The organism is Sandarakinorhabdus sp. DWP1-3-1, from assembly GCF_049896705.1.
Classification (GTDB): domain Bacteria; phylum Pseudomonadota; class Alphaproteobacteria; order Sphingomonadales; family Sphingomonadaceae; genus Sandarakinorhabdus.
This window is the reverse complement of record NZ_JAFCUV010000002.1, coordinates 396,283-408,169: the sequence shown is the minus strand read 5'-3', so window position 1 is coordinate 408,169 and position 11,887 is coordinate 396,283. Positions and strand designations below refer to the sequence as shown.

Sequence of the window (11,887 nt, the reverse complement as noted above, 5' to 3'; positions counted from 1 at the left end):
TGACGCCTCTTTGTGTCAAGTCTAGCTTACACTCATGGACGGGGTGACACTTCCGATCGAACAGCGGCGCGTGCCGCGGCCCCGTGACGTGCTCGAGCTGCTGAAACCGGTAACCTGGTTTCCGCCGATGTGGGCGTTTATGTGCGGGGTCGTGTCGTCGGGGGTGCCGCTGGCCGACCGCTGGGGGTTCCTTGCCGCCGGCATGCTGCTGGCCGGGCCGCTGGTGTGCGGCAACAGCCAGGCGATCAACGACTGGTTCGATCGGCACGTCGATGCAATCAATGAACCGCAGCGGCCGATCCCGTCGGGTCGTATTCCCGGGCGCTGGGGGCTGTACATCGCCATTGCCGGCACGATCGTCTCCTTGATCGTCGGTTGGGCGATCAATCCGGTGGTCGGCGCGGCGACGGTGCTCGGCGTGTTTCTCGCCTGGATCTACAGCGCGCCGCCGATCCGCGCCAAGGCCAATGGCTGGTGGGGTCCAGGGGTCTGTGCCGCCGCCTATGAGGGGTTGACCTGGTTTACCGGCGCCGCGGTCATGGTCGGCGGCCTGCCCGACGGCCGCATCCTCGCCGTGCTGGCGCTATATGCCGCCGGCGCCCATGGCATCATGGTCCTCAACGATTTCAAGGCGGTCGAAGGCGACCGCGTCAGCAATGTGCGGTCGTTGCCGGTCATCCTCGGCGAGCGCCGGGCGGCGCTGGTCGCGTGTTTCACCATGGCGGTGCCGCAACTCGTGGTCGCGCTGCTGCTGGCGAACTGGGGGGCGATCTTTCCGTCGGCGCTGGTCATGCTGTCGATCGCCTGCCAGTTCCTGCTGATGCAGAAGCTGCTGGCGGACCCGGCGAAACACGCACCCTTCTACAACGCCACCGGCACCTCGCTCTATGTGCTCGGCATGCTGGTCGCGGCCTTCGGGTTGCGGGGGCTGGCCGGGTGACGCGGGCGCCGCTGTCATGGCTCGGCATCGCCCGACTCGGGCTGGTGCAGAGCGCCATCGGCGCGGTGGTCATGCTGGCGACATCGCTGCTCAACCGGGTCATGGTCGTCGAATATGCCCAGGCGGCGACACTGCCCGCCGGGCTGGTGGCGTTTCACTACGCCGTCCAGCTGAGCCGGCCGAAATGGGGCCATGGCTCCGATATCGGCTGGCGGCGGACACCGTGGATCATCGGCGGCATGGGCGTGCTGGCGCTGGGCGGTGTGCTGGCGACCCAGGCGACGCTGATGCTGCACGGCCCGCTGATGCCGGCGCTGGCGCTAGCGATCCTCGCCTATGCCATGATCGGCGGCGGGGTCGGCGCCGCCGGCACTTCGTTGCTGGCGCTGCTGGCGACGCGGACGGCGGAGGCGCGGCGCCCGGCGGCAGCATCACTGACCTGGATCATGATGATCCTCGGTATCGTCGTCACCGCGGGTGTCGCGGGACGCCTGCTCGAGCCCTATTCGCCGGAACGCCTGCTGCAGGTCGCGATCGGCGTGGCAGGTGGCGCCTTCGTCCTGGCCTGCCTCGGCGTCGCCGGCATCGAGGGACAAGCCGCGCCGGCCCCCGAGTCGCGGGCCCCACCTGTGGCGTTCGGCGAGGCGCTGCGCGGTATCTGGGACGATCCGGTCACCCGTCTGTTCAGCCTGTTCGTCTTCGTCGCGATGCTCGCCTATGCAACGCAGGACTTGATCCTCGAACCCTTTGCCGGGCTGGTGTTCGGCCTCACGCCCGGCCAGTCGACGTCGCTGTCGGGTGTCCAGCACCAGGGTGTGCTGCTCGGGATGATCCTCGTCGGGGTGGCCGGCCATGGCTTTGGCGGCCGTGCCGGGCTGAAGCTGAAACGCTGGATCGTCGGCGGCTGCATCGGCTCGGCGCTGGCCCTGGCGGCGCTCGCCATGGCAGCGACGGCCGGGCCCGGCTGGCCGCTGGCGCCGACGGTGTTCGGCCTCGGTTTTGCCAATGGCGTGTTCGCAGTGGCGGCGATCGGCTCGATGCTCGAACTCGCCGGCCGCGGCGGTGCCGGGCATGAGGGTATTCGCATGGGGCTGTGGGGCGCCGCCCAGGCCGCGGCCTTTGGCCTCGGCGGCTTTTTCGGCGCCAGCGCGGTCGATGTCGGCCGCCGGTTGTTCGGCGCCGATGGCCCCGCCTTTGAAACCGTATTCGCCGTCGAGGCGGTGATGTTCCTGGGTGCTGCGCTGATCGCGTCGCGCCTCAACGACAACAGCAGAGCCAGCATCCAGAGGGAGGCCATCGCATGACCGAGACATTCGACGCCATCGTGGTGGGCGGCGGCCCATCGGGCGCCACCGCCGCCGACGACTTGGCGCGCGCCGGCCACAAGGTGCTGCTGCTCGATCGCGCCGGGCGCATCAAGCCCTGCGGCGGCGCCGTGCCGCCGCGCCTGCTCAAGGATTTCGAGGTGCCGCTCGACCAGCTGTGCGCGCGCGCCACCTCGGCCCGGATGATCGCGCCGTCGCACATGGCGGTCGACATGCCGGTCGGCGACGGTTTCGTCGGCCTCGTCGATCGCGAAGTGTTCGACGAATGGCTGCGGGTCCGCGCGACGGCCAACGGCGCGACGCGGATCGACGGCACGTTCGAGGAGCTGGAGCGCGACACCGATGGCACTGCGGTCATCGCCTATCGTCCCAAGGGCGCCGAGCGCGGCAGCGAGCCGGTACGGGTGCGCGGACGGGTCGTCATCGGCTGCGACGGCGGCAACTCGGGTGTCGCCCGCGCCTCGCTGCCCGTGGAGGACAAGCCGCGGTTCGTTTCGGCTTACCATGAAGTCATCGAATCGCCGCCGGAGGGCTTTCGCGGCTTCGAAGGCGGGCGTTGCGACATCTATTACCAGGGCAATCTGTCCCCCGACTTCTACGCCTGGATCTTCCCGCACGGCGACAAGACCAGCGTCGGCGTCGGCAGCGCGGTCAAGGGCTTCGCCATGCGCGACGCGGTGGCCCGGCTGCGCGAACAGACCGGCCTCGATGCCTTCAAGACGATCCGCGTCGAGGGTGCACCGATCCCGCTGAAGCCCCGCAAGCGCTGGGACAACGGCAAGGACGTCATCGTCGCCGGTGACGCCGCCGGCGTCGTGGCGCCGGCATCGGGGGAAGGCATCTATTACGCGATGACCGCCGGGCGGCTGGCCGCCGAATCGGCCGGCGAATTCCTGCGCACCGGCAATGCTGCGGCGCTGAAGACCGCTCGAAAGAAGTTCATGAAGGCGCATGGCCAGGTCTTCATGGTGCTCGGGATCATGCAGTGGTTCTGGTATCGCAGCGACAACATGCGCGAGCGTTTCGTCAAGCTGTGCCGCGATCCCGATATCCAGCAGCTGACGTGGGAATCCTACATGAACAAGGAGCTCGTCCGCAAAAAGCCGATGGCCCATGTCAAGATTTTCCTGAAGGATACCGGCCAGTTGCTCGGCGCATTGTTTTCCGGAAAATCCAAGGAAGGCGCGAGTGCCCGCCCCTGAGCTGTCGATGATGATAAAGCGGCCGGCATGAACGCCGGTCGCTGGTTCCTGCCCGCCTCTGTCGCCGCGGTCACCACATCGCTGATCGCGACGCTGGGGGCGACGATCACCGTGCTGGGGCCATGGTACCAGGGCCTGAGGCAGCCAAGCTGGGCGCCGCCCGACATCGCCTTCGGGCCAGCCTGGACGCTGATCTTCGGCCTCTGCGCCATCGCCGCAGTGACCGCCTGGATGGCGGCGCCGACGCGTGACAGCGCCAACAACCTGATCGGCCTGTTCGCGATCAACGGGTTTCTCAACCTGTTGTGGAGCTTTCTGTTTTTTCGCGCCCAGCGGCCCGACCTGGCCGGCTGGGAAGTCTGGATCCTGTGGGCATCGATCGCGACGCTCATCGTCGCCTGCGGCCGCGTTTCACGTACCGCCGCCTGGCTGCTGGTGCCCTATCTGTTGTGGGTCACCTTTGCCGGGCTGCTGAATGCAGCGGTCGTAGTGCTGAACCGGCCGTTCACATGATGGGGGCGGGGGAGCTTCCCCCGCCCCTGATCCTCAGGCCTTGGTCTTCAAGAACGCGATGACGTCGGCGCGATCCTGCGGCTTCTTCAGGCCGGCAAAGGCCATGTAGGTGCCGGGGATGACCTTTTGCGGGGCCTCGAGATAGGTGAACAGCTGCTCGTCGGTCCAGGTAAAGCCGCTGTTCTTGTTGGCGGGCGAATATTTGAAGTTTTCGATGCTGCCGGCCTTGCGGCCGACGACGCCCCACAGCGAGGGGCCGACGCGGTTCACGCCCTTTTCGACGACGTGGCAGGTCTTGCACTGGCCAAAAACCTGCTCGCCCTTGGTGGCATCGCCGGTCAGCGACGCCAGCGTCACGCCTGCCGCCGGGGTAGCGGGCGCAGCGGCAGTCTCGGTGGCCGGCACTGCGGCCGGCGCTGTCGCTTCGGGCGCTGCGGCGGGTGCGGTTGTTTCGGCGGTGGTGGTCGATGTCGTCGTCGATGTGGACGTATCGCCACCGCAAGCGGCAACGCCGGTCAGAATTGCGGCGCTCAGCAGCAGGCGCGCGAACGGTACAGACGACATGATTTCGGTCTCCCTCGAGTTTGTCCCTAGCCTACACCTTGTAGCCCGGTTCGGTTCCCTGCGGCAACGATCGGCAGGCCGCTTGTCACCGTGCCGATGGGAGACCGGTCCGTCCGCGAGGCGGCCACGGTCCGGCCAAAACGCTTTTGGCGGATATTTACAATATTTTCGAATCGGCTGCTCCTAAACCGCTCCTGCGACCCGAAGGGAGCGTCTCAGCGGCAAACCTGCTGCTGCCACGCATCCTTTAACTTAACGGCCCGGAGCGGAAGCATCTGTTCCGGGCCGCTTTTTTCGCACGGCGGAAAAGCGGGCCGCGATCGTTCACCGAGCAGGTTGAATTTGGTCAACAGGTTTGTAACCATAACATGGTTAGGTCGGTCACGTTGTGGCGTGAGGGGGTAAGTCGCGTGGTCAGCATCCGTTATTTCACCCCGGCCGCGCCACTGCGCCGGTACCTCTCATCATACTATTGGTTCGAATCGAATGATGCGGTTTTCAGCGACCTCATGCGCGCCGAATTGCCGCAGATCCGCATCGTAACCTGCGGCAAGCCGACCAACACGTTCATCAACGGCCATAGCCGCACGCCGGGCCCGGTGCATGTCCAGGGCCCCACGACAGGATCGGCCAAATATTCCTCGGTCGGCCCGCTGCAGCTGTTCGGCGTCGGCGTGCTGCCCGAAGGCTGGTCGACCCTGATCGGGGAGCCTGCGGACCGCTATGCCGATGATGTCGTCGATCTGTCGGGCGTCGTCGGGCCCGCCGCCGACACGGTGTTCGGCGACATGCTGATGGCCCGCAGCGATGCCGAGCGTGTCGCTGCCGCCGATCGCTTTTTCCTCGGCCTGCTGGCCCATGCCCATGCCACGCCGCGCTGGTTCACCGCGCTGACCGACGACTGGCTAACGAGTTCGCCCAATCCCGATGTCGACACGCTGATCGAAAAATCCGGTATGTCGGCGCGGTCCGTCGAACGGCTGGCCAAGCGTATCTATGGCGCCTCGCCCAAGATGCTGTCGCGCAAGTACCGGACGCTCAACGCCGCTGTCCGGCTCGGCAATGGCGAGGCCAGGGGATGGGCCGACCTGGCCGACCATGCCTATTACGACCAGCCGCATTTCATCCGGGAATTCAAGCAGTTCGTCGGGATGACGCCAAGCCGGTTCATGATCGAGGCGGCACCCCTGATGCGCCTGACAATCGTGCGCCGGACCCTGATGCCCGAAATGCACAAGCTGGCGCGTTATAGCTAGGTCGCCGGGAGAACGCTTCACCGCAATTGCGCGTTGACACCGCCGCCACCCGCCCCACATAAGCCGGACCATATTCATCCGCTTTAAGGGCTCCCGCGTGATCCGCCTGACCAACCTAGCCGATTATGCCGTGGTCGTGATGACCGCGGCGGCGCGTGCACCCGAGGCGCGGCTGTCAGCGGCGCGCGTTGCCGAGACGACATCGATCCCGGTGCCGACCGTCGCCAAGCTGATGGGAACATTGGCCCGCGCCGACTTGCTGCTGGCCTCGCGCGGGGTCGCCGGGGGCTTTACCCTGGCGCGACCGGCCGAAATGATCAGCGTTGCCGCCATTGTGGAGGCCGTCGACGGCCCGATTTCACTGACCAGCTGTGTGTCGGGCGAGACCGGCGATTGCGCCATCGAGGGCCGCTGCGGCGTCCGCGGCCATTGGGGCCCGATCAACCAGGCGGTGCGCGCCGCGCTCGAGGCGGTGACGCTGGCAGACCTGCTGCGCCCTGCGGCGGCAGCGCGACTTGCGCCGGCGGAAATCGTTGGCGAGGTGGTGGCATGACCGACAATATCGACTTCGCACCCCCCGGACAGGATGCCGAGGCGCGTGCCGCCGTCGCCGACCTGGCAACCTACAAATGGGGTTTCGCCTCCGATATCGAGTCCGAGATGGCGCCCAAGGGCCTGTCCGAGGACACTGTGCGCTATATTTCGGCGAAGAAATCCGAGCCGCAATGGCTGCTCGACTGGCGGCTGAAGGCCTATCGCAAGTGGTTGACGATGGAATCGCCGGACTGGGCCAAGCTCGACATCGCGCCGATCGATTATCAGGACGCCTATTATTATGCGGCGCCCAAGGCGAAATCGACGATCGGATCGCTCGACGAGCTCGATCCGGAGATCCGGCGCACCTATGAAAAGCTGGGGATTCCGATCGCCGAGCAGGAAATGCTGGCGGGTGTCGAGGGTTCGCGGCGCATTGCCGTGGACGCGGTGTTCGATTCGGTCAGCGTCGCGACGACCTTCCGGGCCGAGCTGGAGCGCGCCGGCGTCATCTTCCGGTCGATTTCGGAGGCGGTGAAGGAGTATCCCGACCTCGTCCGCAAATGGCTCGGCAGCGTCGTGCCGCAGCACGACAACTATTTCGCCTGCCTGAACAGTGCGGTGTTTTCGGACGGGACGTTCGTCTACATTCCCGAAGGCGTGCGCTGCCCGATGGAATTGAGCACCTATTTCCGCATCAATGCCGCCAACACCGGCCAATTCGAGCGCACGCTGATCATCGCCGACAAGGGTTCGCACGTCAGTTATCTCGAAGGCTGCACGGCGCCGATGCGCGACGAGAACCAGCTGCACGCCGCTGTGGTCGAGCTGGTGGCGATGGACGATGCCGAGATCAAGTACTCGACCGTGCAGAACTGGTACCCGGGCGATGCCAATGGCCTCGGCGGCATCTATAATTTCGTGACCAAGCGCGCCAATTGCCTCGGCAAGCGCAGCAAAGTCAGCTGGACCCAGGTCGAAACCGGCAGTGCCATCACCTGGAAATACCCGTCCTGCGTGCTGTCAGGCGAGGATTCGGTGGGCGAATTCTATTCGGTCGCGGTGACCAACAATCGCCAGCAGGCCGATACCGGCACCAAGATGATCCATCTCGGCAAGGGCACGCGCTCGACGATCGTCAGCAAGGGCATTTCGGCGGGCCGTAGCCAAGGCACCTATCGCGGCCTGGTGCGTGTCGCCGCGTCGGCAGAGGGCGCGCGCAACCATACCCAGTGCGACAGCCTGCTGCTCGGGTCCGAATGCGGCGCGCACACGGTTCCCTATATCGAGGTCCGTAACCCGTCGGCGATCATCGAGCATGAGGCGACGACGTCGAAGATCAGCGACGACCAGCTGTTCTACGCCCAGTCGCGCGGGCTGGATGCCGAGGCGGCGGTCGCGTTGATCGTCAACGGTTTCTGCAAGGAAGTGCTGCAGCAGCTGCCGATGGAGTTTGCCGTCGAGGCGCAAAAGCTGCTCGGCATCAGCCTCGAGGGGTCGGTGGGATGAAAACCGGCCTCATTTTCGCGCTTCTAGCCCTCGCCGCCTGCTCGCCGCCGGCGCAGCGCGCGTCGACGGAGGGCGAAGCGCAGCAGAAAAGACTTGATCGCGCGACCAAGGAATATTCGGACTGCATCACCCGTGGCGCGAAGGAAATCGACGTCAAAGCCGACGCCGCCGGCACGCTGGGCGACCGGGTTGTCCTCGCCTGCAAGCCGCTGCGCAATGCGCTGATGGCCGATGTCATCGCGTTTCACCAGATCGGCCATCCGAAATTCAGCATCGACCGGTCGAAGGCGGTTGCCGAAGCGTCGATCGCCACCATCGAGGACGATTTGCGCCAGCAGACCGTCGTCACGATCGTCAACCGCCAGACCGCATCCGAGGCGCCGCCCGCTGCCGGGACCGTCCCTGCGCCAGCTCCTGCAAAGGCCGATTAGTGCTCAAGATCGACAATCTTCACGCCGAAATCGACGGCAAGACCATCCTCAACGGCCTGACGCTGAGCGTCGGCGCCGGTGAGGTTCATGCCATCATGGGACCGAACGGCGCCGGCAAGTCGACTTTGTCGTACGTGCTCGCCGGCCGCGCCGGCTATGAGGTCACCGCCGGCAGCGTTACCTTCGACGGCCAGGACCTGCTGGCGCTGGCGCCGCACGAGCGCGCCGCCGCCGGCGTGTTCCTGGGGTTGCAATATCCGGTCGAAATCCCCGGCGTTTCGAACCTGATGTTCCTGCGCAGCGCACTCAATGCCCAGCGGACGCTGCGCGGCGAGGCCGAAGCCAGCGGTGCCGAGTTCATGAAGCTGGCGAAAGCCGCCGCGGCCGACCTCGGCCTGCCCTATGACATGCTGAAACGCAGCGTGAACCAGGGCTTTTCGGGCGGCGAGAAGAAGCGCAACGAGATGGTCCAGATGGCGGTGCTGCAACCGAAGCTGGCGGTTCTCGACGAAACCGACAGCGGCCTCGACATCGACGCGCTGCGCGTCGTGTCGGATGGCATCAATCGCATGCGTTCGCCGGCCCGTGCGACGCTGCTGATCACCCATTACCAGCGGCTGCTCGACTATGTGGTGCCCGATTTCGTCCATGTTCTTGTCGCCGGCCGCATCGTCCGCACCGGCGGACCCGAGCTGGCGCACACACTGGAGCGCGACGGCTATGTGAGCATTGCCGCATGACAGCGCTCGCGGCCACTACGCCGCCGCCGACGCGCAGGCAGGAGGAGTGGCGTTACAGCGACATTGCCGCCGTCGCGCGCGCTTGGCCGGTAATGGACGAGGTCATCGAGGTAACCGACGGCGGCAGCGAACGCCGCGTTATCCTGCAGCTGGGGCAGCCCGGCGGTGAACAAATCCGGCATTTGACCATCCAACTTGGTGTCGAAGCACGGATGAGCCTGCATCTGGTCGTCGGCGGCAGCGACTATGGCCGCATCGCCGTCGACGTGGAAATGCAGGCCGGCGCGGCGTTCGAGCTGGGCGGCGTCATCATCGCCAAGGGCAGCCAGACACTGGAGATCGTCACCACGGTCCGCCATCTCGGCCCCGGTGCCACCAGCCGGCAGATTGTCCGCTGCGTTGCCGGTGATACCGCCACCGCCACCTATCTCGGCAAGGTCGCGGTCGCCCGCGCCGGCCAGCAGACCGATGCGGCGCAAAGCTTCAAGGCGCTGCTGCTCGACCGCGGCGCCACCGCCAATGCCAAGCCGGAGCTCGAGATCTTCGCCGATGACGTCAAATGCGCCCATGGCGCGACTGTCGGCGAGCTCGATCGCAACGCGCTGTTCTACCTCGAAAGCCGCGGCATTCCGCCGGTGGAGGCCCGCGCGCTGCTGACCCGCGCCTTCCTGTCGGACGCGCTCGCCGGCATTGCCGACGACGCTGCGCGCGACGTGGCTGAAGCCCGGGTGACGGGATTGCTCGCATGAACGCCCATGTTCCACCTCCGGCGCGGCACGCGCATCGCGACGATTTCCCCGGCCTGGCCGGCAACTGGGCCTATCTTGACACCGCCGCGACCGCGCAAAAGCCGCAGATGGTGATCGACGCCATCGCCCGCGCCTATGGCGTCGACTATGCCACCGTTCATCGCGGCGTCTATGAACGCTCCGCCACCATGACGATGCGCTTCGAGGAGGCGCGCGAAAAGGTTGCCCGATTCATCGGCGCGACATCACCCAGCGAGGTGATCTTCGTCCGCGGCGCCACCGAGGGCATCAATCTCGTCGCGCAAAGCTGGGGCCAGCGGCTGCAGCCTGGCGACCGCATCCTGCTGACGCAGTTGGAGCATCACAGCAATATCGTGCCGTGGCAGCTGCTGCGCGACCGCGTCGGCATCGAGATCGACGTGGCGCCGCTGACCGCCGATGGCCGCATCGACGAGGACGCGCTCGAAGCGCTGCTGACCGAGCGGACGAAGCTGGTCAGCATCGCCCATGTCTCCAATGTGCTCGGCGGTGTCGCCGATGTCGCGCGGATCGCCCGCGCCGCGCATGGTGTCGGCGCGCTGCTCATGGTCGATGGCTGCCAGGCGGCACCGCGGCTGAAGCTCGACGTGCAGGCGCTGGGCGCCGACTTCTACGTGTTTTCGGGGCACAAGCTTTATGGTCCGACCGGCATCGGCGTGCTGTGGGGGCGTGCCGAGCTGCTCGAATCGATGCCGCCCTGGCAGGGTGGTGGCGCCATGATCGAGACAGTCAGCTTCGAGCGCACCACCTATGCGCCGCCGCCGCAGCGATTCGAGGCCGGCACCCCGCACATCACCGGCGTCATGGGCCTCGCCGCGGCCATCGATTATGTCGAATCGATCGGTCTCGACGCCATCCACGCCCATGAGGCGGTACTGGTCGCCGCCGCCCGTCAGGCGCTCGGCCGCATCAATTCGGTGACATTGTTCGGGCCAGAGGACAGCGCCGGCATCCTGTCCTTCGCCATCGAGGGGGTGCATCCCCATGACATCGGCACCATATTGGATGAAAGTGGCGTTGCCATTCGCGCCGGGCACCATTGTGCCCAGCCGCTGATGGCGACACTCGGCGTGCCGGCGACGGCGCGGGCGAGCTTCGGCATCTACAACGATCTTGACGATGTCACGCGGCTGGCTGCCGGCATCGAGCGGGTGACACGCATATTTGGAACTTCGGGAACAGGCGCATGACCGAACGCACATTCGAGATCGAGGAAGTCGGCGAGGCCGCGCCGGTGCCCAAGGCGCCGCCGCTGCGCGCGATGGAGGCGCGCAACCCAGACTATCTGGAAGGTTTCCTGAACAAGCCGACGCCGGTCGAGGTGGCGGATGCCCCCGGCGGCACGATCGTTGACGACGTCGTCGCGGCGCTGCGCCAGATCTTCGATCCCGAAATCCCGGTGAACATCTATGACTTGGGGCTGATCTACAATGTCGAGGTCGCCGACGGTCATGGTGTCGTCACCATGACGCTGACGACGCCGCACTGCCCGGTTGCCGAGACCATGCCCGGCGAAGTCGAGATGCGGGTGATGAGCGTGCCGGGCATCGCATCGGCCGAGGTCAACCTGGTCTGGGATCCGGCCTGGGACCCCGGCAAGATGAGCGACGAGGCCAAGCTCGAGATGGGAATGTTGTGATGGAAGCGACTACCCTGCGCCGCCCGCGACCGGCCCCGATCACGGTGACCGAAAACGCCGCGCGCCGCATTGCCGAGATCATCGCCAGGGCACCGCAGCCCGCTGCCGGTGTCCGCCTGACGACACCCAAGCGCGGCTGCTCGGGCCTTGCCTACAGCCTCGACTATGTCACCGAGGCCAAGCCCGGCGACGAGGCGGTGGCCACCGAGGGCGGCACCTTGTTCATCGACGGCGGCAGCCTGATGTACCTGATCGGCAGCCGCATGGACTGGAAAGAAGACGATTTCGCCGCCGGCTTCGTCTTCGAGAACCCCAATTCCAAGGGCAGTTGCGGTTGCGGCGAGAGCTTTACCGTATAACGGTCGGGGGGGGCGGGGGGGCGCCCCCCCCCCGGAATGTGAGCGCGCGCGGCGCCCCAGCTTTTGAACATAGTGGGCGGGGCGGAA

14 protein-coding genes are annotated in these 11,887 nt (G+C 66.3%); 13 read left to right on the top strand and 1 reads right to left on the bottom strand.

What is annotated here, in order from left to right:
- Window positions 1-34 precede the first annotated feature (34 nt).
- The 4 genes from chlG to ACP7AI_RS11390 are packed head-to-tail and all read left to right on the top strand — an operon-like array spanning window position 35 to window position 3,980.
- Complete coding sequence (chlG, locus tag ACP7AI_RS11405; protein WP_426167414.1) at window positions 35-940, top strand: chlorophyll synthase ChlG; 906 nt, start codon at window positions 35-37, stop codon at window positions 938-940.
- The gene (locus tag ACP7AI_RS11400) at window positions 937-2,244 is read left to right on the top strand and encodes a BCD family MFS transporter (RefSeq protein ID WP_426167412.1); all 1,308 of its coding nucleotides are present in this window, start codon (window positions 937-939) and stop codon (window positions 2,242-2,244) included. Before chlG ends, ACP7AI_RS11400 begins: the two co-directional genes overlap by 4 nt.
- On the top strand, window positions 2,241-3,467 hold the full coding sequence (locus tag ACP7AI_RS11395) for a geranylgeranyl diphosphate reductase (protein WP_426167410.1): 1,227 nt from the start codon (window positions 2,241-2,243) through the stop codon (window positions 3,465-3,467). Before ACP7AI_RS11400 ends, ACP7AI_RS11395 begins: the two co-directional genes overlap by 4 nt.
- A 27-nt stretch (window positions 3,468-3,494) precedes the next feature.
- A complete protein-coding gene (locus ACP7AI_RS11390) occupies window positions 3,495-3,980 on the top strand; it encodes a TspO/MBR family protein (protein ID WP_426167408.1) in 486 nt (161 codons plus the stop codon).
- A 33-nt stretch (window positions 3,981-4,013) separates the two neighbouring features.
- Here ACP7AI_RS11390 and ACP7AI_RS11385 read toward each other — a convergent pair whose 3' ends face one another.
- Window positions 4,014-4,544, bottom strand: a complete 531-nt coding sequence (locus ACP7AI_RS11385) for a c-type cytochrome (RefSeq protein ID WP_426167406.1) — start codon at window positions 4,542-4,544, stop codon at window positions 4,014-4,016.
- 410 nt (window positions 4,545-4,954) lie between these two features.
- Between ACP7AI_RS11385 and ACP7AI_RS11380 the strand changes: the two genes are divergently transcribed.
- The 9 genes from ACP7AI_RS11380 (at window position 4,955) to ACP7AI_RS11340 (ending at window position 11,800) form a co-directional block, all read left to right on the top strand.
- Window positions 4,955-5,800 carry an AraC family transcriptional regulator gene (locus ACP7AI_RS11380; protein WP_426167404.1) on the top strand — a complete coding sequence of 282 codons (846 nt, stop codon included), beginning with the start codon at window positions 4,955-4,957 and terminating at the stop codon, window positions 5,798-5,800.
- 97 nt (window positions 5,801-5,897) lie between these two features.
- Window positions 5,898-6,353 carry an SUF system Fe-S cluster assembly regulator gene (locus ACP7AI_RS11375; RefSeq protein WP_426167402.1) on the top strand — a complete coding sequence of 152 codons (456 nt, stop codon included), beginning with the start codon at window positions 5,898-5,900 and terminating at the stop codon, window positions 6,351-6,353.
- Window positions 6,350-7,843, top strand: coding sequence for a Fe-S cluster assembly protein SufB (gene sufB, locus ACP7AI_RS11370; protein ID WP_426167400.1), 1,494 nt, complete (start codon window positions 6,350-6,352; stop codon window positions 7,841-7,843). The genes ACP7AI_RS11375 and sufB overlap by 4 nt, the downstream gene beginning before the upstream one ends.
- The gene (locus ACP7AI_RS11365; protein ID WP_426167398.1) at window positions 7,840-8,274 is read left to right on the top strand and encodes a hypothetical protein; all 435 of its coding nucleotides are present in this window, start codon (window positions 7,840-7,842) and stop codon (window positions 8,272-8,274) included. Before sufB ends, ACP7AI_RS11365 begins: the two co-directional genes overlap by 4 nt.
- A complete protein-coding gene (gene sufC, locus ACP7AI_RS11360; protein WP_426167396.1) occupies window positions 8,274-9,014 on the top strand; it encodes a Fe-S cluster assembly ATPase SufC in 741 nt (246 codons plus the stop codon). The genes ACP7AI_RS11365 and sufC overlap by 1 nt, the downstream gene beginning before the upstream one ends.
- Window positions 9,011-9,763 (top strand): SufD family Fe-S cluster assembly protein, encoded by a 753-nt coding sequence (locus ACP7AI_RS11355; RefSeq protein ID WP_426167394.1) that lies wholly within the window; start codon window positions 9,011-9,013, stop codon window positions 9,761-9,763. The genes sufC and ACP7AI_RS11355 overlap by 4 nt, the downstream gene beginning before the upstream one ends.
- On the top strand, window positions 9,760-10,992 hold the full coding sequence (locus ACP7AI_RS11350) for an aminotransferase class V-fold PLP-dependent enzyme (protein WP_426167392.1): 1,233 nt from the start codon (window positions 9,760-9,762) through the stop codon (window positions 10,990-10,992). The genes ACP7AI_RS11355 and ACP7AI_RS11350 overlap by 4 nt, the downstream gene beginning before the upstream one ends.
- Window positions 10,989-11,441 (top strand): DUF59 domain-containing protein, encoded by a 453-nt coding sequence (locus tag ACP7AI_RS11345; RefSeq protein WP_426167390.1) that lies wholly within the window; start codon window positions 10,989-10,991, stop codon window positions 11,439-11,441. Before ACP7AI_RS11350 ends, ACP7AI_RS11345 begins: the two co-directional genes overlap by 4 nt.
- Window positions 11,441-11,800 carry a HesB/IscA family protein gene (locus tag ACP7AI_RS11340; RefSeq protein WP_426167388.1) on the top strand — a complete coding sequence of 120 codons (360 nt, stop codon included), beginning with the start codon at window positions 11,441-11,443 and terminating at the stop codon, window positions 11,798-11,800. Before ACP7AI_RS11345 ends, ACP7AI_RS11340 begins: the two co-directional genes overlap by 1 nt.
- Window positions 11,801-11,887: the final 87 nt, after the last annotated feature.

Bases quoted from the DNA above. Each gene is read 5' to 3' on its own strand.
- chlG (WP_426167414.1), top strand. From the start codon at position 35: ATGGACGGGGTGACACTTCCGATCGAACAGCGGCGCGTGCCGCGGCCC.
- ACP7AI_RS11395 (WP_426167410.1), top strand. From the start codon at position 2,241: ATGACCGAGACATTCGACGCCATCGTGGTGGGCGGCGGCCCATCGGGC.
- ACP7AI_RS11390 (WP_426167408.1), top strand. From the start codon at position 3,495: ATGAACGCCGGTCGCTGGTTCCTGCCCGCCTCTGTCGCCGCGGTCACC.
- ACP7AI_RS11385 (WP_426167406.1), bottom strand. From the start codon at position 4,544: ATGTCGTCTGTACCGTTCGCGCGCCTGCTGCTGAGCGCCGCAATTCTG.
- sufB (WP_426167400.1), top strand. From the start codon at position 6,350: ATGACCGACAATATCGACTTCGCACCCCCCGGACAGGATGCCGAGGCG.
- ACP7AI_RS11365 (WP_426167398.1), top strand. From the start codon at position 7,840: ATGAAAACCGGCCTCATTTTCGCGCTTCTAGCCCTCGCCGCCTGCTCG.
- ACP7AI_RS11355 (WP_426167394.1), top strand. From the start codon at position 9,011: ATGACAGCGCTCGCGGCCACTACGCCGCCGCCGACGCGCAGGCAGGAG.
- ACP7AI_RS11350 (WP_426167392.1), top strand. From the start codon at position 9,760: ATGAACGCCCATGTTCCACCTCCGGCGCGGCACGCGCATCGCGACGAT.
- ACP7AI_RS11345 (WP_426167390.1), top strand. From the start codon at position 10,989: ATGACCGAACGCACATTCGAGATCGAGGAAGTCGGCGAGGCCGCGCCG.
- ACP7AI_RS11340 (WP_426167388.1), top strand. From the start codon at position 11,441: ATGGAAGCGACTACCCTGCGCCGCCCGCGACCGGCCCCGATCACGGTG.